Source organism: Amycolatopsis deserti, from assembly GCF_014653945.1.
Taxonomy (GTDB): domain Bacteria; phylum Actinomycetota; class Actinomycetes; order Mycobacteriales; family Pseudonocardiaceae; genus Amycolatopsis_E; species Amycolatopsis_E deserti.
The window spans coordinates 68,541-91,358 of record NZ_BNAU01000003.1; the positions used below are offsets into that span (position 1 = coordinate 68,541).

At 72.3% G+C, this 22,818-nt stretch carries 19 protein-coding genes; 8 read left to right on the top strand and 11 right to left on the bottom strand.

The window, feature by feature from the left end; genetic code table 11:
• Positions 1-236: 236 nt before the first annotated feature.
• The gene (guaA, locus tag IE290_RS15070; protein WP_229874511.1) at positions 237-1,796 is read right to left on the bottom strand and encodes a glutamine-hydrolyzing GMP synthase; all 1,560 of its coding nucleotides are present in this window, start codon (positions 1,794-1,796) and stop codon (positions 237-239) included.
• Between the two features lie 302 nt (positions 1,797-2,098).
• On the opposite strand from guaA, the gene IE290_RS15075 reads away from it, so the two are divergent.
• Positions 2,099-2,530, top strand: coding sequence for a hypothetical protein (locus IE290_RS15075; protein ID WP_191245239.1), 432 nt, complete (start codon positions 2,099-2,101; stop codon positions 2,528-2,530).
• A gap of 79 nt (positions 2,531-2,609) precedes the next feature.
• Positions 2,610-4,055: an aldehyde dehydrogenase family protein gene (locus IE290_RS15080; RefSeq protein WP_191245240.1), complete on the top strand. Its 1,446-nt coding sequence runs from the start codon at positions 2,610-2,612 to the stop codon at positions 4,053-4,055.
• On the opposite strand, the gene IE290_RS15085 is transcribed toward IE290_RS15080, so the two are convergent.
• The gene (locus tag IE290_RS15085) at positions 4,027-5,760 is read right to left on the bottom strand and encodes an FAD-dependent oxidoreductase (RefSeq protein WP_191245241.1); all 1,734 of its coding nucleotides are present in this window, start codon (positions 5,758-5,760) and stop codon (positions 4,027-4,029) included. The two genes, IE290_RS15080 and IE290_RS15085, sit on opposite strands and share 29 nt — an antisense overlap.
• 179 nt (positions 5,761-5,939) lie before the next feature.
• Here IE290_RS15085 and IE290_RS15090 point away from each other — a divergent pair, with 179 nt between their 5' ends.
• Genes IE290_RS15090 through IE290_RS15100 form a run of 3 tightly spaced genes read left to right on the top strand, consistent with a single transcriptional unit; the run spans position 5,940 to position 10,857 of the window.
• Positions 5,940-8,516 carry an HAD family hydrolase gene (locus IE290_RS15090; RefSeq protein ID WP_229874561.1) on the top strand — a complete coding sequence of 859 codons (2,577 nt, stop codon included), beginning with the start codon at positions 5,940-5,942 and terminating at the stop codon, positions 8,514-8,516.
• Entirely contained in the window at positions 8,513-9,508 is a 996-nt protein-coding gene (locus tag IE290_RS15095; RefSeq protein WP_191245243.1) for a class I SAM-dependent methyltransferase, read from the top strand. The genes IE290_RS15090 and IE290_RS15095 overlap by 4 nt, the downstream gene beginning before the upstream one ends.
• The gene (locus IE290_RS15100) at positions 9,505-10,857 is read left to right on the top strand and encodes a glucosyltransferase (RefSeq protein WP_191245244.1); all 1,353 of its coding nucleotides are present in this window, start codon (positions 9,505-9,507) and stop codon (positions 10,855-10,857) included. Before IE290_RS15095 ends, IE290_RS15100 begins: the two co-directional genes overlap by 4 nt.
• Here the strand turns inward: IE290_RS15100 and IE290_RS15105 are convergent.
• Both IE290_RS15105 and guaB read right to left on the bottom strand, forming a co-directional pair.
• Positions 10,854-11,987, bottom strand: coding sequence for a GuaB3 family IMP dehydrogenase-related protein (locus IE290_RS15105; protein WP_191245245.1), 1,134 nt, complete (start codon positions 11,985-11,987; stop codon positions 10,854-10,856). The genes IE290_RS15100 and IE290_RS15105 overlap by 4 nt on opposite strands.
• Positions 11,988-12,062: 75 nt before the next feature.
• Positions 12,063-13,565 carry an IMP dehydrogenase gene (guaB, locus tag IE290_RS15110; RefSeq protein ID WP_191245246.1) on the bottom strand — a complete coding sequence of 501 codons (1,503 nt, stop codon included), beginning with the start codon at positions 13,563-13,565 and terminating at the stop codon, positions 12,063-12,065.
• Positions 13,566-13,729: 164 nt separating this feature from the next.
• Between guaB and IE290_RS15115 the strand changes: the two genes are divergently transcribed.
• Positions 13,730-14,128: a DUF5319 domain-containing protein gene (locus tag IE290_RS15115; RefSeq protein ID WP_162830649.1), complete on the top strand. Its 399-nt coding sequence runs from the start codon at positions 13,730-13,732 to the stop codon at positions 14,126-14,128.
• A gap of 494 nt (positions 14,129-14,622) precedes the next feature.
• Here the strand turns inward: IE290_RS15115 and IE290_RS15120 are convergent, their stop codons facing one another.
• The 5 genes from IE290_RS15120 to IE290_RS15140 form a co-directional block, all read right to left on the bottom strand.
• Positions 14,623-15,549 (bottom strand): anti-sigma-D factor RsdA, encoded by a 927-nt coding sequence (locus tag IE290_RS15120; RefSeq protein ID WP_191245247.1) that lies wholly within the window; start codon positions 15,547-15,549, stop codon positions 14,623-14,625.
• Positions 15,550-16,122, bottom strand: a complete 573-nt coding sequence (locus tag IE290_RS15125; protein ID WP_191245745.1) for a sigma-70 family RNA polymerase sigma factor — start codon at positions 16,120-16,122, stop codon at positions 15,550-15,552.
• 255 nt (positions 16,123-16,377) lie between these two features.
• Complete coding sequence (locus IE290_RS15130) at positions 16,378-16,974, bottom strand: response regulator transcription factor (RefSeq protein ID WP_017986686.1); 597 nt, start codon at positions 16,972-16,974, stop codon at positions 16,378-16,380.
• A gap of 140 nt (positions 16,975-17,114) precedes the next feature.
• The gene (locus IE290_RS15135; RefSeq protein ID WP_191245248.1) at positions 17,115-17,951 is read right to left on the bottom strand and encodes a hypothetical protein; all 837 of its coding nucleotides are present in this window, start codon (positions 17,949-17,951) and stop codon (positions 17,115-17,117) included.
• A 1-nt stretch (position 17,952) separates the two neighbouring features.
• Positions 17,953-18,852 carry a MerR family transcriptional regulator gene (locus tag IE290_RS15140; RefSeq protein WP_229874562.1) on the bottom strand — a complete coding sequence of 300 codons (900 nt, stop codon included), beginning with the start codon at positions 18,850-18,852 and terminating at the stop codon, positions 17,953-17,955.
• 273 nt (positions 18,853-19,125) lie between these two features.
• On the opposite strand from IE290_RS15140, the gene IE290_RS15145 reads away from it, so the two are divergent.
• Positions 19,126-19,428 (top strand): WhiB family transcriptional regulator, encoded by a 303-nt coding sequence (locus IE290_RS15145; protein ID WP_094003959.1) that lies wholly within the window; start codon positions 19,126-19,128, stop codon positions 19,426-19,428.
• Positions 19,429-19,468: 40 nt separating this feature from the next.
• Here IE290_RS15145 and IE290_RS15150 read toward each other — a convergent pair whose 3' ends face one another.
• Positions 19,469-20,077: a TetR/AcrR family transcriptional regulator gene (locus IE290_RS15150; protein ID WP_229874512.1), complete on the bottom strand. Its 609-nt coding sequence runs from the start codon at positions 20,075-20,077 to the stop codon at positions 19,469-19,471.
• Positions 20,078-20,151: 74 nt separating this feature from the next.
• On the opposite strand from IE290_RS15150, the gene IE290_RS15155 reads away from it, so the two are divergent.
• Positions 20,152-20,892, top strand: a complete 741-nt coding sequence (locus tag IE290_RS15155; protein ID WP_191245249.1) for a 3-oxoacyl-ACP reductase family protein — start codon at positions 20,152-20,154, stop codon at positions 20,890-20,892.
• A 243-nt stretch (positions 20,893-21,135) separates the two neighbouring features.
• Here IE290_RS15155 and groL read toward each other — a convergent pair whose 3' ends face one another.
• The gene (gene groL / locus IE290_RS15160) at positions 21,136-22,752 is read right to left on the bottom strand and encodes a chaperonin GroEL (protein WP_191245250.1); all 1,617 of its coding nucleotides are present in this window, start codon (positions 22,750-22,752) and stop codon (positions 21,136-21,138) included.
• Between the last annotated feature and the right edge of the window lie 66 nt (positions 22,753-22,818).

Genomic DNA, 22,818 nt, shown 5'->3' on the forward strand with positions numbered 1-22,818 from the left:
GTCACCAGGTGAGCATCGAGAGGTAGACGCCCGCAGACCGAGGAACTCGACCGACTCGGCCCGGAAATCGGTCTGGTAGGAGTCGACCGGCTTCTCGACGGCCTCCTGCCGGGCGCCCTCCGGGATCACCTGGTTCGTGCCGCGCTGCTGGCCGACGAGCACGAAGCTGTGCGGCGCCCGCCCCTCGGCGACCGGGTGGGCGGCCAGCACGCCGCCCCCAGGTCAGTCCCTCCGGCTCACTCCCACTCGATGGTGCCCGGCGGCTTGCTGGTCACGTCCAGCACGACCCGGTTGACCTCGGGCACCTCGTTGGTGATGCGGGTGGAGATGCGCTCCAGCACGTCGTAGGGCAGGCGGGTCCAGTCGGCGGTCATGGCGTCCTCGCTGGACACCGGGCGCAGCACGACGGGGTGGCCGTAGGTGCGGCCGTCGCCCTGGACGCCGACGCTGCGGACGTCCGCGAGCAGCACCACCGGGCACTGCCAGATGTCGCGGTCCAGGCCCGCCGCGGTCAGCTCCTCGCGGGCGATCGCGTCGGCCGCGCGCAGTGTCTCCAGCCGGTCCGCGGTGACCTCGCCGATGATCCGGATGCCCAGGCCGGGGCCGGGGAACGGCTGCCGGTGCACGATCGTCTCCGGCAGGCCCAGCTCCAGCCCGACGCGGCGGACCTCGTCCTTGAACAGCAGCCGCAGCGGCTCGACCAGCTCGAACTGCAGGTCCTCGGGCAGGCCGCCGACGTTGTGGTGGCTCTTGATGTTGGCCGCGCCGGTGCCGCCGCCGGACTCGACGACGTCCGGGTACAGCGTGCCCTGGACGAGGAAGCGGTAGTCGCCCTCGGCCTTGAGGTCGCGTTCGGCCTGCTCGAAGACGCGGATGAACTCGCGGCCGATGATCTTGCGCTTCTGCTCCGGGTCGGTGACGCCGGCCAGCGCGTCGAGGAAGCGCTCGCGGGCGTCGACGGTCACCAGGTTCACCCCGGTGGCGGCGACGAAGTCGCGCTCGACCTGGGCGCGCTCCCCCGTGCGGAGCAGACCGTGGTCGACGAAGACACAGGTCAGCCGGTCGCCGATGGCGCGCTGGACCAGCGCGGCGGCGACGGCGGAGTCGACACCGCCGGACAGGCCGCAGATCGCGCGGCCGTCCTCGCCGATCTGCTCGCGGATGCGACCGATCTGCTCTTCGACGATCGAGGCGGTGGTCCACTGCGGCTTGATGCCGGCGATGTCGTGCAGGAAGCGGCGCAGGACCTCCTGGCCGTGCGGCGAGTGCAGGACCTCGGGGTGGTACTGGACGCCGGCGATGCGGTCTTCGGTGTTCTCGTACGCGGCGACCGGGGCACCCTCGGAGGTCGCGGTGACCTTCGCGCCCGCCGGGGGCTTGGTGACGCTGTCGCCGTGGCTCATCCACACCTGGTGCCGCTCGGGCAGCTCGCGGTGCAGGACACCACCGTCGGCCGGGATGTGCACCTCGGTGCGGCCGTACTCGCGGTTGCCGGTGGCCTCGACGGTGCCGCCGAGCGCCTGGGCGAGGACCTGGAAGCCGTAGCAGATGCCGAAGATCGGGACGCCGGACTTGGCCAGCTCGGGGTCCATGCCGGGCGCGTCGGGCGAGTAAGCGCTGGCCGGGCCGCCGGACAGGACGATCGCGGAGGGGTTCTTGGCGAGGATCTCGTCGACCGACGCGGTGTGCGGCACCACCTCGGAGTAGACCTGGGCCTCGCGGACGCGGCGGGCGATCAGCTGCGCGTACTGCGCGCCGAAGTCGACGACGAGCACCGGACCGCTCGGATTGGACACCGGACCTCCATCAGGACGACGTGTGTCTCCCATCGTCCCAGGTGGGCTGGGTCACGTGCCGCCCGGGACGGGGTTACGGCGAAGGCCCCGGGCGCGCGGCCCAGGGCCTTCGGACGAGTGGTGGCCGGTACGGCGGTCGCCTCTCGGCGAGAAGTCCGAACAGGGCTCCGGCCGAACCGGTGTTCCCTGACGGCGATATTGGTGAGGCCCGGGGGACACGGACCGCACCGACCAGCTCGTACAACCGGCCCGGCGCGCCGGGTATTCCGTAACGGGCCGATCGGCGGAGACGATCTTGGTGCGTGGCCGACACCGTGGAGGAGGGCGATTTCCGCTGGTGCCTGCGCGGGTGCGCGTGGATGCTGCTGTACCTCGTCATCGGGTTCGGCTGGTTCCTCGCGGTGTGGTTCCCGATGCGCTGGTACCACCGTGCCTGCAACACCGACATCGAACCCGGTACGGGTTTCGGCCTGTTGTTCGTGTTCGCCTTGGAGCTGGTGGCCCTCGTGGCCTACTCCGGCTTGGCCGGCTGGCTGATCGTCCGGCTCGCCCGGAAGCGGGTGTGGCGGTGGCTGGTGCCGGTGGTGGTGATCGTGCTCGCCGGCGCCGTCCTGGTGACCTGGGCGTTCTGGGTGTGGGAGGTCCGCGGCCTGGTGGTGCCGACCGCGCTGAACCGGGCCTGCCTCGTCGAGGATCCGCCCGGGTGGCCCTCCTTCCTGCCGATCCCCCGCTGAAGTCACCCGATCGGGGCGATGCGGGCGGCACGCGTGGAACGTGAAACCACCTTCCCCCCGGCGCTCTAAGTTGTCAGGCATGGACACCATCACGCCGGAACCGCGGCCGGCCTGGATCGCCGGCCGGGCGGAGCAGGGGACGGCCACCCTGGACGTGCACCACCCGTTCGACGGCAGCGAGGTGGCGACCGTCGCCGTGCCGGGGGCGGACCAGGTCGAGCGTGCGGTGGCCGCCGCGGTCGCCGTCGCGCCGCAGCTTCGCCGGACGCCCGCCCACGTCCGGGCCGCCGCCCTGGAGCACACCTCCAAGCAACTCGCCGCGCGCGCCGAGGAACTCGCCGAGCTCATCACCGCCGAGAACGGCAAACCCCTGAAGTGGGCCGAGGCCGAGGTGCGCCGCGCGGTCTCCGTCTTCCGCATCGCCGCCGAGGAGGCCCGCCGCTTCTCCGGCGACTTGCAGCGCCTGGACACCGACACCGCCGGCGAGGGACGCCTGGCCATGGTCCGCCGCGTCCCCCGCGGACCGGTCCTGGGCATCGCGCCGTTCAACTTCCCGCTCAACCTCGTCGCCCACAAGGTCGCCCCCGCGCTCGCGGTCGGCGCCCCGATCATCGTCAAGCCCGCCCCGCGCACCCCGCTGTCCGCGCTGGTCCTCGGCGAGATCCTGGCCGAGACCGACCTGCCCGCGGGCGCGTTCTCGGTCCTCCCGCTCGGCAACGCGGACACCGCCAAGCTGGTCGCCGACCCGCGCCTGCCGGTCGTGTCGTTCACCGGCTCCGGCCCGGTCGGCTGGTCGCTGGCCGAGGCCGCCCCGCGCAAGCACGTCGTCCTCGAGCTGGGCGGCAACGCGGCCGCGGTCGTGCTCGGCGACTGGCCCGACCTGGCCGGCGCGGCCCAGCGCATCGCGACTTTCGGCAACTACCAGGCCGGCCAGTCCTGCATCGCGGTGCAGCGGGTCCTGGTCGAGCGCTCGGTGGCCGACGAGTTCATCCCCGCGCTCGCCGAAGCGATCGGCGCACTGCGCACCGGCGACCCGTACGACTCGACCGTCGACGTCGGCCCGGTCGTCGACGAGGCCGCCGCCGAACGGATCGTGGCCTGGGTCGAAGAGGCCGTCGCCGCCGGGGCCAAGCTCCTGGCCGGCGGCTCACGCCAGGGCGCGACCGTCGAACCCACCCTGCTCACCAGCGTTCCCGCCGACACCAAGGCCTGGTCCGAGGAGATCTTCGGCCCGGTACTGGCCGTCTCCGTGGTCGACGACGCCGAGGAGGCCTTCGCCGCGGTCAACGCCTCCGCCTACGGCCTGCAGGCCGGCGTCTTCACCCGCGACGTCCGCCTCGCCTTCCGCGCCTCCGTCGAACTCGAGGTCGGCGGCGTGATCATCGGGGACGTGCCGTCCTACCGCGCCGACCAGATGCCCTACGGCGGCGTGAAGGGCTCCGGGGTGGGCCGTGAAGGCGTGCTCGCCGCCATGCACGACCTCACCGAGGAGCGGGTCACCGTGTTCGCCGGGATCGACCTGTAGACACCAGCGGCAGTCGCAGGGCGGCCGGCGCCCCGGCCGGCACCGCCGGGTTCTCAGGCGCGACCGGCTTGATCCGCTGGTAGCCCTGCGACTGGTCCGGCCGCTGGTCCGCCTCGCCCTTGTTGGGCCAGAACGAGAACGCGCGCTCGGCCTGCGCGGTGATCGTCAGCGACGGGTTCACGCCGAGGTTCGCGGTGATCGCGGTGCCGTCCACGATGGACAGTCCGGGGTAGCCGAACACCCGGTGGTACGGGTCGATCACCCCGTCCTCGGCGCTGGTGCCGATCGGCGCGCCGCCGATGAAGTGCGCGGTGAGCGGGATGTCGAAGACCTCGCCCCAGGTGCCGCCCGCGATGCCGTCGATGTGCTTGGCGGTCAGCTCGTTGGCCTGGTGCCCGGCCGGGATGAACGACGGGTTCGGCTCGCCGTGCCCCTGCTTCGACGTGTACTTGCGCCGCCCGAACAGGCCGCGCTTGGTGTAGGTGGTGATCGAGTTGTCCAGGCTCTGCATCACCAGCAGGATCACGGTCCGCTCGCTCCACCGGTACCCGTTGAGCAGCTTCGCGCTCTGCACCGGGTGCTTGGCCAGGAACCGCACCGCCTGCAGCCAGCGCGGCGCCGGCGCGGACCCGTCGGTGGCGATCGTCTGCAGCAGGCTCATCGCGTTGCTGCCCTTGCCGTAGCGCACCGGCTCGATGTGGGTGGACTCGTCGGGGTGGAACGACGACGTGATCGCCACACCCTTGCTGAAGTCGCGCTCCGGGTCCACGGTCGGGCGGCCCGCGCCGATGATGGCCTCGGAGTTGGTGCGGGTCAGCTCACCCAGCCGCGGCGACAGCCGGGGCAGCACGCCCTGGTCGCGCATCTCGTGCAGCAGCCGCTGTGTGCCCCAGGTGCCCGCGGCCAGCACGACCTGCCCGGCCGTGAGCGTGGTGCGGAACCGCTTCGACCGGGTGCCGGTCTTGCGGACGTCGACCTCGAACGAGCCGTCCCCACGCGGGCGGACGGCGGTGACCGTGGTGAGCGGGATGACCTTCGCGCCGCCCTGTTCGGCGAGGTACAGGTAGTTCTTGACCAGCGTGTTCTTCGCCCCGACCCGGCAGCCGGTCATGCACGAGCCGCACTCGGTGCAGCCCGTCCGCTCCGGCCCGGCCCCGCCGAAGTACGGGTCCGGCACCCGCTCGCCCGGCTTGTCGAAGAACACCCCGACCGGCGTCGGGTGGTAGCTGTCGGCCACGCCCATCTCGGCGGCGACCTTCTGGATGACCTCGTCCGACGGCGTGACCGTCGGGTTCGTGACCACCCCGAGCATCCGGCTGGCCTGGTCGTAGTAGGGCGCCAGCTCGGACTCCCAGTCGGTGATGTGCGCCCACTGTTTGTCCTGGTAGAACGGCTTGAGCGGGCGGTACAGCGTGTTGGCGTAGACCAGGGAGCCACCGCCCACCCCGGCGCCGGCCAGGATCATCACGTCGCGGAGCAGGTGGATCCGCTGGATGCCGAAGCAGCCCAGCGCGGGCGCCCACAGGTAGCGCTTGAGGTCCCAGGACGTCTTGGCGAACTCGTCGTCGGCGAACCTTCGGCCCGCCTCCACGACGGCCACCCGGTAGCCCTTCTCGGTCAGCCGGAGCGCGGCGACGCTGCCGCCGAACCCCGATCCGACCACGATGACGTCATAGTCAGCCGCATTGCTGTTACGCGTGGTCACAGGTAAAGCGTAACCACCACCACAGGGTTCTGACCAGTAGTAAGTTACCGATCAGTTCGGGCAACCTCCCGGCGGTTCGTAACGTATCTCGCCCAGCCGAGTGATTATCGTTGTAAATCACATCACATTCTGGGGAGACCGCTTTGTCGCTACCACCCTCGCTCGACCGGGTCCGCCGGATGATCGCCGACGGCTCGTGCGCCGCGCTGTCACTCGACGTCTTCGACACCATCCTGTGGCGGCGCACCCCCCGGCCCACCGACGTGTTCGCCGTGCTGGGGGCGCGGCTCGTGCGCGACGGCCGGTGCCCGGACTGGGTCACGCCGGCCGCGTTCCGGCGCATGCGGATCGTCGCGGAGCAGCGGGCGCGGGACAGCGACGAGGCCCTGGGCACCGAGGTGTCGCTGTCCGACATCTGGCAGCACATGCCGCTTCAGATCTTCGGTGCCGAGCTGCCCGAACTGGTCCGCGCCGAGGTGACCTGCGAGCGCGACTTCACCGTGCCCGACCTCGACATCGCCGAACTGGTCGAACTCGCCGCCAAGCACCACGTGCCGACCGTGCTGGTGTCGGACACCTACTTCACCGAGGAGCACCTGGCCGAGCTGCTGGACCGCCCCGGCCTGGGCGCGCTGCGCGAGGCCCGCATCTTCCGCTCCCACCAGCACGGGCTGGACAAGGCGTCCGGGCTGTGGGAGATCGTCCTGGACAACCTCGGCGTGCACCCCGAGCAGGTGGTGCACATCGGGGACAACGTGGTCGCCGACATCGAGGTGCCGCGGGAGCTGGGCATCCGGACCGTGTACTACGAGCGCCTGGACGAGGAGTTCCTCGCCGTGCTGGAGCGGGAACGCGAACCGCTCGGCCTGGAGGACCCGCTGGGCGAGCACCTGGACACCGACCAGGGCGACTACGGCATCACGAGCCTGCGGGCGAAGACCCTCCAGCGGGTCGACCCGGCGGCGCCGACGCCGGTGCGCACCGCGTGGCGGTACGGCGCGTCGGTACTCGGGCCGGTGCTGACCGGGTTCGCCGAATGGGTCGCGCTGCGCGCCCACCAGTCCGGCGTCTCCGTGCTGTGGTGCCCGATGCGCGAGGGAACCCTGCTCTCCGCGCTGATCAACAACGCCGCGCAGGCCCGCGGCTGGGACGTCGAGGCCCGGCCGGTCTGGCTGTCCCGGCACGTCACCTCGCTGGCCGCGCTCGACCCGGCGGACGCGGACTCGCTGCGCCAGTTCATCGAGCAACGCCACGGGCTCACCGTCCGCCAGCTCATGCAGGCCCTGCACCTGCGGCCCGGGGACGTGCCGCCGCTGGCCGAGATGCTGGACACGGTCCTGGACAACGACCGCGAGATCGGCCTGGTCACCGACGTGCTGACCGAGACCGCCCACCTGCGCAACCGGCTCACCGTCACGGTCACCCGCATCCGCGAGCGCGTGCTCGGCGAGCTGCGCCGCGCCGGGATGCTGGAGCAGCCCGAGCCGGCACTGGTCGACCTCGGCTGGGGCGGCACCATCCAGTACTACCTGGGCAAACTCCTCGACGTGGCCGGCACCGGAGCCCGCCCGGCCGGCTTCTACCTCGCCACCGACGACCGGTCGACCCGCGTGTACCGGGCGGGGCTGCGCATCGAGGGGTACCTGAGCCGGGGCGGGCAGCCGCCGGAGATCGCGCGGACCGTCAGCCGCAGCCCGGAGGTGCTGGAGCAGTCGGTCAACGACTTCTGCGGCTCGCTGCTGGACTTCTCCGACGACGGCTCGCCCGTGCTCGGCCCGGCCTCCGATGGCGAGGCCCAGCTGGCGCAGCGGCACGCGGTGCAGGACGGCATCCGCGAGTTCCAGGCCCAGTGGAACCGCTACGCGAGCGACGGCTGGCCGGACCTGACCGGCACCGCGCGGCACCGGCTGGCGAACATCCTGGTGTCCGCGCTGAAGGCGCCCACCGCCGCGGAGGCCGCGGTGTTCGGCAACTGGGCGCACGAGGACAACTACGGATCCGCGCTGATCACCCGGGTCGTGCCGGAGGACCTGGTGCCCGCGATCCCCTACCTGTCCCCCGCCGACCTGGCCGATCTGACCATGCGCGACGCGTTCTGGCCCGCCCTGCTCGCGGCCTCGGACACCCGCCTGGCCGCCGGGGCACGCGCGCTCGCCGAGCGGCAGGTGGACCCGGACCTCTTCGAGCCGTCCGACGATCCGGCCGAGACCCGGCTGTCCTTCCGCACCGGCGACGGCGAATGGCACGACGGCCCGCGCCGCCGGGTCCGGATCAACCACAACGGACTGTCGTTCGCGCGGCTGGACTTCCGCTCGGCCGACGTCACCGAGGTGGCGCTCGCGGTGCCCGGACGGCCCGCGCTGGTGCGGATCGACTGGGTCGAGGTCAAGGCGATCGTGCCCGGTCAGAGCGTGCCGCGCGTGGAGCGCTGGGAGCACCCCGAGGACTTCGCCGGGCTGATCCACGCCGCCTGCCGGTGGCTGGGCGGCACGCTGTTCGAGTTCGAGGCCGACGAGGGTGCGGTGTGGTTCCCGGTCGCCGCCCGGTTCGGCGCGCCGGTGACGTCCGGGCAGGTGACGGTCGCCTTCGCGATGCTGCCGAAGTCGCGGACCGGGCTGGGCGTCCGCCCGCCGTCGGCGCCGCGGCTGACCCGCGCGAAGAGCCGGGTGCGCGAGGAGCTGCGCACGCACGGGCCGGTCGGACTGGCCACATCGGCGGCGCGCATCGCCGTGCGGCAGTTGCGGAGCGGCAAGTGAACGACTACGGCACCCGCACCGACCCGCACGCCCAGGCCCGCGCCGCCCGCCAGGCGCCCCTGCTGCTGCATTCGCTGTCCTGCTTCCGGGAGATCTTCGAGGTCGTCTACGCGCACCACCCGATCTCCACGGTGGTCGAGGTCGGCGTCGAGTCCGGGCAGGTCAGCGGCATCTACACGGAGCTGGGCGCCCGCGCGGTGTACTGCGTGGACCCGGCCCCGACCGACAGCCTGCGAGCCGCGCTGGCCGAGAACCCGGCCCTGCACCTGGTCGAGGACCGCTCCCCGGACGTGCTGCCGAACCTCCCGATCGCGGACCTCTACGTCCTGGACGGCGACCACAACTACGCCACCGTGCACGCCGAACTGGCCTGGGTGCTGACGAACGCGCGGGACGCCGTGGTCGTGCTGCACGACCTGCTGTGGCCGTGCTCGCGGCGGGACCAGTACTACCTGCCGTCCCGGCTCGCGCCGGAGGAGCGCCATCCGTCCAGTTCGGAGGGTCCGACCGTGTGGCACGACGAGCTGACCCGCGCCGGGTTCGTCGGCCTGGGCGCGTTCACCTGCGCCCAGGAGGCCGGCGGTGAGCGCAACGGGGTGCTCACCGCGGTCGAGGACGCGCTGGCCGAGGGCTGGCAGCTGGCGATGATCCCGGCGATCTTCGGCGTCGGCGTCGTGTCGCGGGACGAGGCGCTGATGGACGCGCTGCGGCCCTACCGCGACTCGCGGCTGCTCTACACGATGGAGAACAACCGCATCGCGCTCTACACCCGGTTGCTGCAACTGCAGTTCGAGATGGTGGCGCACGCGGAGAACGCGGACGCGATGGCGGAGACGATCGCCCGGCAGCGCCGCGACCTCGACCGGCTCGCGACGGAGAGCGAAGACCTGCGGGCCGAGGCCGACGAACTGCGCCGGCAGAACGAACGGCTGCGGGCGATGCTCGACGAGCGCCCCGCGACACTCGCCGAGCGCGTCCTGCGACGGCAGTGAACCGGGGTCGCACCGCGACGATCGCGGCGAGCGTGGCCTGGGTGCTCGCCGCGACCTGGCTGCAGCTCATGCGCGGCCCGGGCCTGCGCGCCTACGACGTGGTGTGGGCGGAGGACGGCGGTGTCTTCCTGAACCAAGCGATGCGGCATTCCTTGTGGCACAACCTGGTCACGCCGCACGCCGGGTACCTGCAGGTGGTCGCCAAGCTGGTGGGGCAGCCGGTCGCGGCGTTGCCGCTGTCGTGGGCGGCGGCCGCGCTGGCGACGGGTGCGGCGCTGGTCGTCGCGCTGATCTCGCTGCTGGCGTGGTTCCACAGTGGACACGTGCTGCGGTCGACCTGGGCGCGGGTGCTGGTGACCGTGATCGTGCCACTGCTGCCGCAGGCCGGGTTCGAGGTGAACGCGGCGGTCAACGACCTGCACTGGTACCTGGCCTACGCGGCGTTCTGGGTGCTGCTGGCCCCGCCGCGGTCGCCGGCCGGGCAGGTGGGCTCGGCGGCGGTGGTGGCGCTGGCGGCGCTGTCCGATCCGCTGACCGCACTGGTGCTGCCGGCCGCGGTCGTCGGAATCGTGCGAGCACCCCGGCGGCCGGTGGCCTGCATCGCGCCGGCGGTGATGGTGGTGGCGCTGGCCGTCCAGGGCTGGGTGCACCTGACTCGCGCGGCCGGGTACCGGGCGAGTGAGACGGTGGCCGGTGAGCTGCCGTCGATCTACGGGCTGCGGGTGGTGCTGAGCGCGCTGACCGGCGACCGGTTGCTGGGGCCGGTGTACCAGGCGGCCGGGCTGGCGTTGGTGGCGGTGGTCGGCGTGGTGGTAACGCTGGCGGCGGCGCTGTTGCTGTGGCGCGCGGAGCGAGTGGCGCGGCAGGTCGCGGTGGTGGCTCTGGTGTGTTCGGTGGCGTACCTGGTGGTGCCGGTCGGGTTGCGCGGCACGGGCGGGTTCCTGGAGCGCGCGGAGTTCTCGCTGAACGGGTCGCGGTACACGGTCGTGCCGCTGCTGTTGTTCTGGGTCGCGGTGGCGGCGCTGCTGGACCGGTTGCGGCCGCGGGCGGTCGTCGGCGGGGCCGTCGCGGTGTTCCTGGGCGTGCAGGTGCTCGGCGACTGGGCTGGTTCGAGCGTGCGCACCGGCGGTCCGTCGTGGCGCGCTTCGGTGGCGCAGGCACGGGCGGCGTGCGCGGCACCGGTGCGTGCTCCGCAGCCGGTGCCGCTGGTCGCCGAGGAGGACGGCCGGTACGCCGCACCGATCGTCCCCGGCCCCGACGACGTCACGATCGTCGTCGCGCCGGTGCCCCCGCCCGGCGAGCCGCTGCTGTTCGCGGTGGTGGCGCCGTGCGCCGAGGTGCGGGGTTAGCCGCGGACCGACAGGCCCACGCGCTGGAACTCCTTCAGGTCCGAGTACCCCGTCTTGGCCATCGCGCGGCGCAGGGCTCCGAAGAGGTTGATCGCGCCTTCGGCGTCCGACGAAGGGCCGAACAGCAGCGTCTTCAGGTCCACCTCGATGTCCGGCCCGGCGGCGACCCGCGAGCGCGGCAGGTTCGGGTGCGCGGCGGCCGCGGTCCAGTACAGGCCGTGGCCGGGCGCCTCGGACGCCGCCGCCAGCGGGGCGCCCACCACCACGGCGTCGGCGCCGCACGCGATGGCCTTCGCGATGTCGCCCGAGCTGGTGATCCCGCCGTCGGCCAGGACGTGCACGTACCGGCCACCGGTCTCGTCCAGGTAGTCGCGCCGGGCGGCGGCCGCGTCGATGATCGCGGTCGCCATCGGCACGCCGATGCCCAGCACGCGGTCGGTGCTCGTCACGCCCGGCGTGTAGCCGTGGCCGACGATCACGCCCGCCGCGCCGGTGCGCATCAGGTGCATCGCGGTGCGGTAATCCGACACGCCGCCGGCGATCACCGGCACGTCCAGGCCACCGATGAAGTCCTTGAGGTCCAGCGGGTCGGCGTCGTCGTGGGCGACGTGCTCCGCGGAGATGATCGTGCCCTGCACGACCAGGATCTCGACCCCGGCCGCGATCAGGTGCGGCGTCAGCTCGGCCGCGCGCTGCGGGCTGACCCGCGCCGCGACCGTCACGCCCGACTCGCGCACCCGCCGGATCGCCTCGGCCAGCAGCTCGGGCTGGACCGGCGCGGAGTGCAGCTCCTGCAGGGTCCGGACCAGCGCGGTGCGGTCCTCGTCCTTCGCGGCGTCCACCAGCCGGAGCAGCGCCTGCTCGGCGTTGGCGTGCCGGGCCCACAGGCCCTCGGCGTTGAGCACGCCCAGCCCGCCCAGCTTGCCGACCTCGACCGCCGTCTCCGGGGACACCACCGCGTCAGTCGGGTGGGTGACCAGCGGGATGTCGAACCGGTAGGCGTCGATCTGCCACGCGGTGGACACGACCGCGGACGACCGGGTCCGCCGGGACGGGACGATCTCCACGTCATCGAGGTCGTACGCCCGCCGCGCGGTGCGTCCCATGCCGATCTCGACCAGATCGCGCACGTCAGGTCCCTTCTCGCCGCCAGTAGTGACGGCCCCATTGTCGCTAGGCCATCGGTGTGACCTGCGCGCAGGGGGTCAGCGCGAGGTGTAGTTGGGCGCCTCGACCGTCATCGTCACGTCGTGCGGGTGGCTTTCCTTCAGGCCCGCGGCGGTGATCCGGACCAGCTGCGCCCGCTGCAGCTGCTCGATGGTCTCCGCGCCCGCGTAGCCCATGCCCGAGCGCAGCCCGCCGACGAGCTGGTGCACGACGTTGGCCAGCGGCCCGCGGAACGCGATGCGGCCCTCGATGCCCTCCGGCACCAGCTTGTCCTCGCTGAGCACGTCGTCCTGCGAGTAGCGGTCCTTCGAGTACGACTTCCGCCCGTCGCGGGACTGCATCGCGCCCAGCGACCCCATGCCGCGGTAGGTCTTGAACTGCTTGCCGTTGACCAGGATCAAATCGCCCGGCGACTCGGCGGTGCCGGCCAGCAGGCTGCCCAGCATCACGGTGGACGCGCCGGCGGTGATGGCCTTGGCGATGTCGCCCGAGTACTGGATGCCGCCGTCGCCGATCACCGGGACCCCGGCCGGGCGGCAGGCCTTGTCGGCCTCGTAGATCGCGGAGATCTGCGGCACGCCGACCCCGGCGACGATGCGGGTGGTGCAGATCGAGCCCGGGCCGACGCCCACCTTGACCGCGTCCGCGCCCGCGTCGACCAGCGCCTGGGCTCCGGCACGGGTGGCGACGTTGCCGCCGACGATGTCGACCGTGTCGCCCAGCTCCTTCTTCAGGGTGGCGACCATGTCGATGACCGCGCGCGAGTGGCCGTGCGCGGTGTCGACCATCAGCACGTCCACGCCCGCGTCGGCGAGCGCCATCGCGCGCTGGTGACCGGCGGCGCCGACGCCGACCGCGGCGCCGACGACCAGGCGGCCGTCCGGGTCCTTGGTGGCGTGCGGGTACTGCTCGGTCTTGACGAAGTCCTTGACGGTGATCAGCCCGCGCAGCTTGCCGGCGCCGTCGACGATCGGCAGCTTCTCGATCTTGTGGCGGCGCAGCAGGCCCAGCGCTGCGTCCGCGGTGACGCCGACCTGCGCGGTGATCAGGTTCTCCTTGGTCATCACCTCGCTGACCGGGCGGCTGTGGTCCAGCTCGAACCGCATGTCGCGGTTGGTGATGATGCCCACCAGCGTGCCGGAGGCGTCGGTGACCGGCAGGCCGGAGATGCGGAAGCGGGCGCACAGGGCGTCGACCTCGGCGAGGGTGTCGTCGGGCGAGCAGGTGACCGGGTCGGTGACCATGCCGGCCTCGGACCGCTTGACGACCTCGACGGCCGCCGCCTGCTCCTCGATCGGCAGGTTGCGGTGCAGGACGCCCATGCCGCCCTGGCGGGCCATGCTGATCGCCATGCGCGCCTCGGTGACGGTGTCCATCGCCGCGGAGACCAGCGGGATGCGCAGGGTGATGTTGCGGGACAGCCGGGTCGAGGTGTCGACGTTGCTGGGCACGACGTCCGACTCGGCCGGCAGCAGCAGCACGTCGTCGAAGGTCAGCCCGAGCATCGCGAACTTGTCTTCCGGGGCGAACTCGCTCGTCATGTGGGTGGCTGACCTTCCTGGCAGTGGCGGGTGAACCTGTCCTCGATGGTATCTGGCCGCCGGCGCGGCAACCGCCGGACTGGGGCCAGACGTGACCGGGGAAACTCGCTCCTGTTTGAGGGGACTGAAAGGCCCTGGACAAGCGACCCGGTCGGGCAGGTACGGTGCGACGCGTGCCGCACGAAGTGTTGCCCCCCGACCCGTTCGCCGACGACCCGGACGACCCCGCCCGGGAGCTCGCCGGCTTCGGGGACGACGAGCTGGCCGAACCGATGGACGCGCAGGCGCGCGCCGAGCTGCTCGCGGACCTGTCCGACCTGGCGGTCTACCAGGCGCTGCTGGAGCCGCGCGGGGTGCGCGGGATCGTGGTCGACTGCGGCGAATGCGATCAGCCGCACTTCCACGACTGGCACCTGCTGCGCGCGAGCCTGGAGCAGTTGCTCGCGGACGGGCGGATGCGCCCGCACGAGCCGGCCTTCGACCCCAACCCGGCGGACTACGTGAGCTGGGATTACTGCCGCGGTTTCGCGGACGGGATCACGACGACCGAAAGCGCCTACTGACCGAATCGCACGAGGAGGCCCGGCCCGGGTGGCCGGGCCTTCGCCATGTCCGGGGGCTGTGGAGGGCGGTGGCTCTGAGCAGGGCAGTCCCCGCGGCCGGGGCGCCCGGCGGAGCGACTCCGGCGGTCGGCGAGGGCGGCAGCGGGGCGTTCCTACCTCGGCGCACGGCCGCCATCGGCGGCGCCCCTGAGCTGGGCCTTCATCACGTTCGGGCACGCGGCGGAGCCCCCGGCCGCGTGAAGCAGCCCTCGCCCGCGCGGGAGGCGCAGGGCAGGCGGGCCGTCCGACGGTGGCCCGGCTCCCTTCTCACGGGACGCGAGGCCGGCTTCAGCCGGCGCCCCGCGGCGCCGCCGGCTGAAGGGGCCCAGCCTCGGCCACGGGACGGGCGGCCCTCACAGCTCAGGGCCGCTCCGCGGGCCGTCCGCCATCTGTCCGGCCGCCGCCCGTGGGCATGAAAAAAGCCCGGCCGCTCCCGGCCGGGCCTTCCCCACGAATCAGTTCGAGCTGGTGCCCGTGTCCACCCCGGCCGGCGCCTGGCCCGTGCCCGAGTCCGGCGTGTCGTACCGCACGGTGCTGCCCGACGTGCCGTCACCCGGGGCGGTCGTGCTGCTGTCCGTCGTCGAGCTCGGGGACGGCGTGCTGCTCTCCGACGGGGTCGGCGTGGTGGTCTGCTGCGGGCTCGTCGTGGTCGGCGAGCTCGGCGACTTCGTCGAGCTCGGCGGCGGCAGCGCGGCCGAGGTCGGCAGCGACGTCGGCGGGTTCGGCGTGGTCGTGGTGGAGTCCGGCAGCATCGAGGCGAGCTGCTGGTGCTCGGCCATCAGCTGGCTGAGGTTCTCCTCCTCGGTGACCTGGCTCAGCTTCGCGGCGGCCTCGGCCAGCGCCTGCTGCGCCTCGGCGATCCGGCCCTGGGACAGGGCGATGCTGGCCTGCTGCAGGTCGATGCGGGCCGCGGAGGCGGCCTCGACCGACCGCGCGTGGTCGGCGTAGAGCACCTTCGTCAGGCCCCACAGCGTGTCGCCGGGCTGGGCGTCCCGCGCGGCGATGCTGGTGCCGGTGAACCCGATGGCGAGGACGGCGGCGGCGGTGGCGACCGGCACGAGCAGGCGGCGACGGCGCGCCCGCTGCCCGTGGCGGCGGGCCAGCGCGGCCGTCTTGATCGTGGTGACCGCGGTGTCGGTGTCGATGAGCTCGGCGAGCGGCTCGCTGTCGATGTCGCGCCGCCAGGACAGCAGCAGCGCGTTGAGCTCCTGGTCGCCCAGGTCGTCGGCGATGCCGGGGTCGGACCCGCCCAGCGAGTCCAGCAGACCGTCGTCCGCGCGGATCGCGGTGAGGTCGGCCTCGAACTCGGCCTGCGACGAACTCATGGTCGACTCGAACTCCAGCTCGTCGAGCTCACGTCTGACGTCTTCGCGATCGGTCACTCAGGCCACCTCCTCGGACGCCAGCGCCTTGCGGAGCCGGGCCAGCGCGCGGTGCTGGGCGACGCGGACGGCACCCGGCGTCGAGCCGACCGCTTCCGCGGTCTCCTCGGCGGACAGGCCCACGACCACTCGCAGCACCACGATCTCCCGCTGCTTGTCGGGCAGGACGCGCAGCAGCTGTGCCATGCGCTCGTTCAACTCCCCCTGCAAAGCGCGCTGCTCCGGCCCGATGTCGCCCTCGATCTCGTCGGGGAACTCGGCGACGGGCTCGGCCCGGTTGCGCGCGGCGGCCCGGTGCGCGTCGGCCACCTTGTGCTGGGCGATGCCGTACACGAAGGCCAGGAACGGACGGCCTTGGTCACGGTACGAAGGCAACGCCGTGAGCACTGCTAGACACACCTCCTGGGCCACATCGTCTGCCGAGGCGAACGACCGCTCTTGTCGTCCGACCCGGGCGCGGCAATACCGCACCACCAGGGGACGGATAGCGGCCAGCAGCCGCTCCACCGCCTGGGGATCCCCCTCGACAGCGGCGGCGACTGGCTCATCCAGCCCGTCCCCCACATTGGCCATCGCAGACAACAGTCCCAGCGTTACGTGTAGGCGTGCAAAATTAACGGCGCGGCAATCCCCACATCGCTCACACCGGTGAGGCCTACGGTACCTGGCGACGCCGGTGTCGCGTATGCGTGGTCGGCTCTTTCAGCCGCGCCGGCCTCGCCGAACCGAGGCCGCCCAGTATCGCACGGATGTGGTTCGCAGTGGGGTCGATGAAGCCACGCGGCGCGCGGAACCGTGAAAATTCTTCGCCGGATCCGCGCGCCGGCGTCAGGAGACCAGACCGCGACGGAAGCCGTGGGCCACGGCCTGCGCACGGTCCCGCACGCCGAGCTTGCGGAACAGGCGGCGCGCGTGGGTCTTCACGGTGTCCTCGGACAGGTACAGCTCACGGCCGATCTGGCCGTTGCTCTTGCCCTGGCTCATGCCGCGCAGCACCTGCAGCTCGCGCTCGGTGAGCTGGACGCCCGGGTCGGCCGGCTGGCGCGGCGCGGGCACCGAGGTGCTGGCGAGGGTGTGCGCGAGCGCGGCGACCAGCTCCGGCCGGGACGCGTCCCAGCGCAGGTAGCCGCGGGCCCCGCCGGCGATGGCGGCGGCGATGCTGCCGGCGTCGTCCGGCGCGCCGAAGACGATCACGTTGGCCTGAGGGTTGGCGGACACCAGCCGCCGAGTCGCCTCCACCCCGGCCGGCATCGCGCGCTGGGTGCCGACGAGCACGACGTCGACCGGCTGCCGCGAGTACCGGGCCAGCAACTCGTCACCGTGCGCTACACAGTCGATGCGACTGACACCGGGGACAGCAGACATCACGCGGGTGAGCCCTTCGCGGACACTGCGTCGGTCGTCGCAGATCAAGACCGTCGTCACGGGTGTTCCTTCCTGCAGCCGGGTGACATTCCATATCCCCTATCGGACGCTTGAGGCCGTACCTTGACACGATCCGGTGGCTTTTTTTGGGAACTTCTTCGCCCGGATGTCGGTATGGCCGGCCGGGGCCCCACCCGGGATCAGACCGGAACCCACGGTGAACCATGCGCGAGCCGCCTCCCCTCCGGATCGGAGCTCAGTAACACTGCGTGTAACACCGCGGCCGTTTTCGATCGGTGGCGCTCCGCCTCGGCGGGCCACAGATCGGCCGCGATCAGCCCGGCGGGCCAGCTGAGCGAGGACAGTTCGTACTTGTCCGCGTCGGCCAGCGCGCCGGAGACGAGCTCCCCGGCTCTTCGTTTCTGCCCGATGGTGCCCAGCGCCGCGGCGAGCACCAGCTGCGACTTGACGGTGTGCCGGATCGATCCGGCGGCGGTGGCTTCGCCGAGGGCGGCCTCGGCCGGTTCCACGGCGCCCGGCGCGTCCCCCGAGGCGAGGGCCAGTTCCGCGGTGACCCAGCCGAGCCGGGTCCGGGTGCGCCAGTTGTCCGCGGCGGCGGCCGCCCGGTCGAGGACGCGCCGCGACGCCGTGAGCCGTCCGGTGCCGAGGTGGTCGGCGGCCAGTCCGAGGAGGGCGTCGGCGAGCGCGCCGCGGGCGTCCAGGCCGTCCGGGTCCGGAGCCGACGTCGCGGCGGCGGCCCGGCGGAGCGCGGCGCCGTCGAGCCCACGGGCGACGGCGTGGCCGCCGAGCTGACGGCGGTGCGAGGCGAGGGTGGCCAGCGCCAGGGCGGCGATCACCGGGTCCCGGTCGCGGGCGAGCCCGTCGAGCAGGGTGGCCGCGGCCGCGTACCGGCCCTGGGCGCCGAGCACGATCGCGCCGAGCAGGCGCCGCTTCGGCGGGCCGTCCGCCGCGAGCACGTCCGGCGGCGGCGCCGGCCGGTCGCCGAAGGCCGCTCGTCGGAGTTCGATCTCGTGCACGCTACTTCCCTACCAGGACGTACTCGATCCGGTCAGCCGCCGTCCGCAGGTCGGGCAGCGGCTCGACGCGGTCGGGCAGCATCCCGGCGCGCCAGCCGCGGCCCGCGGCGAACAGGCGGCTGCGCAGGCCACCGCGGGACACCTCGGGGAACAGGTCCGCGTCGGCGTTGCCGGGCCGGTCGGCCCACAGCACCACCGCCGCGGGCGAGCTGCGCCGCACGGCGGCCGACAGCGCGGGCTCGGGCAGCGGGAGCCCGAACACCTGCGAGCCGATGCGGCGCCCGGCCAGACCGGCGGCCAGCACGTGCAGCGGCAGCGCGTCCGGCTCGTCCGGGGCCCGGCTGAGCAGGACCGGGCGCTGGTTGCGGGGGTGGTCGAGCACCGGGGTCGCGCGCACGACCGCGGCCAGCACGCACTCGGTCAGCAGGGCCTGCACCTCGACTCCGGCGGCGGTGCCCGGCCAGCCGTCGCCGCAGGCGTCGAGGACCGGGGCGATCACGCCCTCCCACGCGTCGAGGACGCCGGCGCCGCCGATCGCGTCGTCGAGGGTCTGCTGCACCGCCCGGCCGTCGAGCGCCACCGCGGCCGCGCGCAGCCGCCGGGCCGCGGCGCCGTTCTGCGCGGCCGTCAGCTGCTCGGCCGGTGGCGGCAGCGGCTGGGCGGCGATCTCCGGAGCGGCGCCGGACGACTTCGGCATCTGCTGGAGCGCGTAGCGGGCGGCCTCCGCGGTCGAGGCGCCGCGCAGCAGCGCGCGCTGCATCAGTTCGAGGCGGCCGATGTCGTCGGCGCAGTAGCGGCGGTGCTTGCCGCCGGTGTGCCGGCTCGGGCCGAGCCCGTAGCGGCGGTCCCAGGTGCGCAGGGTCGAGGGCGCGACGCCGAGCCGCCGGGCGACGGCGGCCACGGGCATCGTCGGCTCGGCCTGACCGGCACCCCTGGGACGGCTCACCCGACCCAATATCCCGGTACCACTCGAACGGGGCAACCTGAATCGGTTTCGTTATTTTCCCTGTTTACGGCCCTGAACTCACGCATCCGGGGGAAACCTAACGGCTGAATCACCGGGATTCCCTTGAACAACTATTGGCGCGCTTCTAACGTTACCGCCGTTGCGCCATTCGGAGTAATCGGCGGGCAACAAAGCAGGGGTGGCACGACCGAATCGGAGGCGGTCACGATGGCAGACACGCGGAGGCTCCCGGGCCCGAACGCCGATATCTGGGATTGGCAGCTGCGGGGGTCGTGCAGGGGGATGGACAGCGGGGCCTTCTTCCACCCGGACGGTGAACGGGGGCCGGCGAGAGCGCGCCGGGAGGCCCGCGCGAAGGCGATCTGCCAGTCCTGCCCGGTGCTGGACCTGTGCCGGGAGCACGCGCTCGCGGTGCACGAGCCGTACGGGATCTGGGGCGGGCTGTCGGAAGCCGAGCGGGAGACGATCATCCGCACCGGAAAACCACAGCTGACCCTTTCCGGCCAGTAGCCGGAACGGAAAAAGCGGACGGCACCCGGGTGAACGCCCGTCAGCCGGGTGCCGTCTTTTTTCCCAGAAATCGGGGCCACACGGTCATCGCCGTGTCGATGACCGCTTCCAGGTCCACGAGTTCGGCGCCATCTCGCGCCTGAATCGACATCCCGTGCAGAATCGTGCCGTAGAACCGGACGATTCCGTCGACGTCGGCGTCTTCGGGCAGGTCCCCCTCCGCTACCGCGCGCCGCAACCGGGCCGCCACGCCGGTGAGGTTGTTCCGCCGTTTGGCCGCGAGGAATTCGCGGACCGGCCGGTTCTGCTCCGTGCAGTTGAGCGCGGCCAGCACGACCATGCACCCACGCGGGTGCCCCTCCTCAACGTACCCGCGGGCGCTCTCCCGCAACCAGGCCTCGACGGCGTCACGCGCGGTCTCCCCCTCCGGCGGCCGGCGCCCGAACCGCTGCCCGTAGCGCTCGATCGCCTCCCGGAACAACGCCTCCTTCCCACCGAAGGCCGCGTACAGGCTCGGTGAGCCGATCTTCATGGCAGCGGTCAGGTCGGACAGCGACGTGCCCTCGTAGCCGCGCTCCCAGAAGACGTACATCGCCTCGTCCAGGGCCGCGTCCCGGTCGAAGCTCCTCGGACGCCCGCGTGGTGACATGGTTCGCATTCTATAGCGGTCGGCACAGAAGTCGCTCTAACTTCTGTGCCGATCACTACAGAAATGGAGGACTCATGGGTTCACTGGACGGCAAGGTCGCGCTCGTCACCGGGGGCAGCAGGGGCATCGGGGCGGCGATCGCCCGGAAGCTGGCGGCGGAAGGGGCGCACGTCGCGGTCACCTACGAGAAGTCCGCCTCGCGGGCGGCCGAGGTGGTGGCTTCGATCGAGGGCCTCGGCCGGAAGGGGCTGGCGCTGCAGGCCGACAGCGCGGACGCCGAGGCGCTGACCGCGGCGGTGGACCAGGCGGCCGAAGCGCTGGGCGGGCTGGACGTGCTGGTCAACAACGCGGGGATCTTCCCGCGCGGGACGGTCGACGAGATGAACCTCGCCGACTTCGACCGGACGCTGGCCGTCAACGTGCGGGCCGTGTTCGTCGCGACCCAGGCCGCGGTGCGGCACCTGCCGGCCGGTGGCCGGATCATCACGATCGGCAGCACGCTCGGCGAGCGGGTGCCTGGGCCGGGGATGAGCGCCTACGCGGCGTCGAAGGCGGCCGTGGTGGGGATGAGCCGGGCGTTCGCACGGGACCTGGGGTCGCGCGGGATCACGTCGGTGGTGGTTCAGCCGGGGCCGACCGACACGGACATGAACCCGGCGGACGGGCCGCGCGCGGCGAGTTCTCTCGCGCTGTCGGCCGTTGGGCGGCACGCTTCACCGGAGGATCTGGCGGCGACCGTTGCGCATGTCGCTGGGGCGACTGGGGCGTTCATCACCGGGTCGGTGATCGCTGTCGATGGTGGGGTCAATGCTTGAGGTTTTGTAGCCGCTACGCGGGTTGTTAGGGCGCCGGGCTTCGCTTCGCTACGCCCGGGTCTGCCCCTTCCGAACCCGATCTTTCAGTGTTCGGTTGCCGAGCCCCCGATTGGGCTGGGGATCGGGTTGCAGGAGGGGGGGTGGCTCGGGGGCGAGGGCTTTCGTTGCCGGGTGGCGGTTTTGGTCTAGGTGAAAAAGGGAGAGCCCCCGCCTTGGCGGGGGCCCTCTTGGTGCTCATTGTTGCTAGTGCGCGTGACCGTGGCCGTGGCCGGTGTTCTCGGGCTCCTCGACCGGCTTGTCCACCACGGTGCTCTCCGTGGTGAGGACGAGACGGGCGATGGAGGCCGCGTTCGCGACCGCGGACCGGGTCACCTTGACCGGGTCGACGATGCCGGCCTGCAGCAGGTCGGTGATCTCGCCGGTGGCGGCGTTGAAGCCGTAGCCCCAGCCCTGCTCCTGCACCTTCGACACGATGACCGGGCCCTCGTAGCCGGCGTTCGTGGCGATCCAGTTCAGCGGCGCGGTCAGGGCGTCCCGCACGATGCGGACACCCGTGGCCTCGTCGCCGGTCAGGCCGAGGTCACCCTCGAGCTCCTTGACCGCGTGCACGATCGCCGAGCCACCGCCGGGCACGATGCCCTCCTCGACGGCCGCCTTGGTGGAAGCCACGGCGTCCTCGATGCGGTGCTTGCGCTCGTTCAGCTCGGTCTCGGTGGCCGCGCCGACCTTGATCACCGCGACACCGCCGCCGAGCTTGGCCAGCCGCTCCTGCAGCTTCTCGCGGTCCCAGTCGGAGTCGGTGGTCTCGATCTCCTTGCGGATCTGCGCGATGCGGGCCTCGATGTCGGCCTTGGTGCCGGCGCCGTCGACGATCGTCGTGTTGTCCTTGGTGATCTCGATGCGCCGGGCGGTGCCCAGCGAGTCCAGGCCGATCTCGGACAGCTTGAGGCCGACCTCCGAGGAGATGACCTGCGCGCCGGTGACAACGGCCAGGTCGTCCAGGAACGCCTTGCGGCGGTCACCGAAGAACGGGGCCTTCACCGCGACCGCGACGAGGGTCTTGCGCAGGGCGTTGACCACCAGGGTGGACAGCGCCTCGCCCTCGACGTCCTCGGCGATGATCAGCAGCGGCTTCTTCGACTCGGCGACCTTCTCCAGGATCGGCAGCAGGTCGGCCAGCGCCGAGATCTTCTCCCGGTGCAGCAGCACGTAGGCGTTCTCCAGGATCGCCCGCTGCTCCTCCGGATCGGTCGCGAAGTGCGCCGACAGGTAGCCCTTGTCGAACTGCACACCTTCGGTGATCTCGAGTTCGGTGGCCAGCGTGGAGGACTCCTCCACGGTGATCACACCGTCCTCGCCGACCCGCTCGACGGCCTCGCCGAGCAGGGCGCCGATGGTGGCGTCACGCGAGGTGACCGTGCCGACCTGGGCGATGTTGTCGCGGCCCTTGACCGGGGTGGCCTTGGACTTGAGCACCTCGATGACCTTCTCCGCGGCCGCCTCGATGCCCTTGCCGAGGCCGGCCGGGTTGGCGCCGGCGGCCACGTTGCGGAGGCCGACCTTCACCAGAGACTGCGCCAGCACGGTGGCCGTGGTGGTGCCGTCGCCGGCGACGTCGTTGGTCTTGGTGGCCACGTTCTTGGCCAGCTGGGCACCCAGGTTCTCGAACGGGTCCTCCAGGTCGATCTCCCGCGCGACGGTGACGCCGTCGAGGGTGATCGTGGGGCCGCCGAACTTCTTGTCGAGCACGACGTGGCGACCACGCGGGCCGAGGGTGACCTTGACCGCGTCGGCGAGCTTGTTGACGCCGCGCTCGAGGGCTCGACGAGCGTCCTCGTCGAAGTTGATCTGCTTGGGCATGGAAGTCCTCTCAGACAGCAGAACGCCCCGTCCCCGGCTTTCCAGCGGGGCCCGGGGCGTTCACCG

Coding starts and splice junctions, on each gene's coding strand:
- IE290_RS15145 (WP_094003959.1), top strand. CDS start 19,126: ATGGCAGACACGCGGAGGCTCCCGGGCCCGAACGCCGATATCTGGGAT.
- IE290_RS15080 (WP_191245240.1), top strand. CDS start 2,610: ATGGACACCATCACGCCGGAACCGCGGCCGGCCTGGATCGCCGGCCGG.
- guaB (WP_191245246.1), bottom strand. CDS start 13,565: ATGACGAGCGAGTTCGCCCCGGAAGACAAGTTCGCGATGCTCGGGCTG.
- groL (WP_191245250.1), bottom strand. CDS start 22,752: ATGCCCAAGCAGATCAACTTCGACGAGGACGCTCGTCGAGCCCTCGAG.
- IE290_RS15150 (WP_229874512.1), bottom strand. CDS start 20,077: ATGTCACCACGCGGGCGTCCGAGGAGCTTCGACCGGGACGCGGCCCTG.
- IE290_RS15155 (WP_191245249.1), top strand. CDS start 20,152: ATGGGTTCACTGGACGGCAAGGTCGCGCTCGTCACCGGGGGCAGCAGG.
- IE290_RS15090 (WP_229874561.1), top strand. CDS start 5,940: ATGATCGCCGACGGCTCGTGCGCCGCGCTGTCACTCGACGTCTTCGAC.
- IE290_RS15125 (WP_191245745.1), bottom strand. CDS start 16,122: ATGGCCAATGTGGGGGACGGGCTGGATGAGCCAGTCGCCGCCGCTGTC.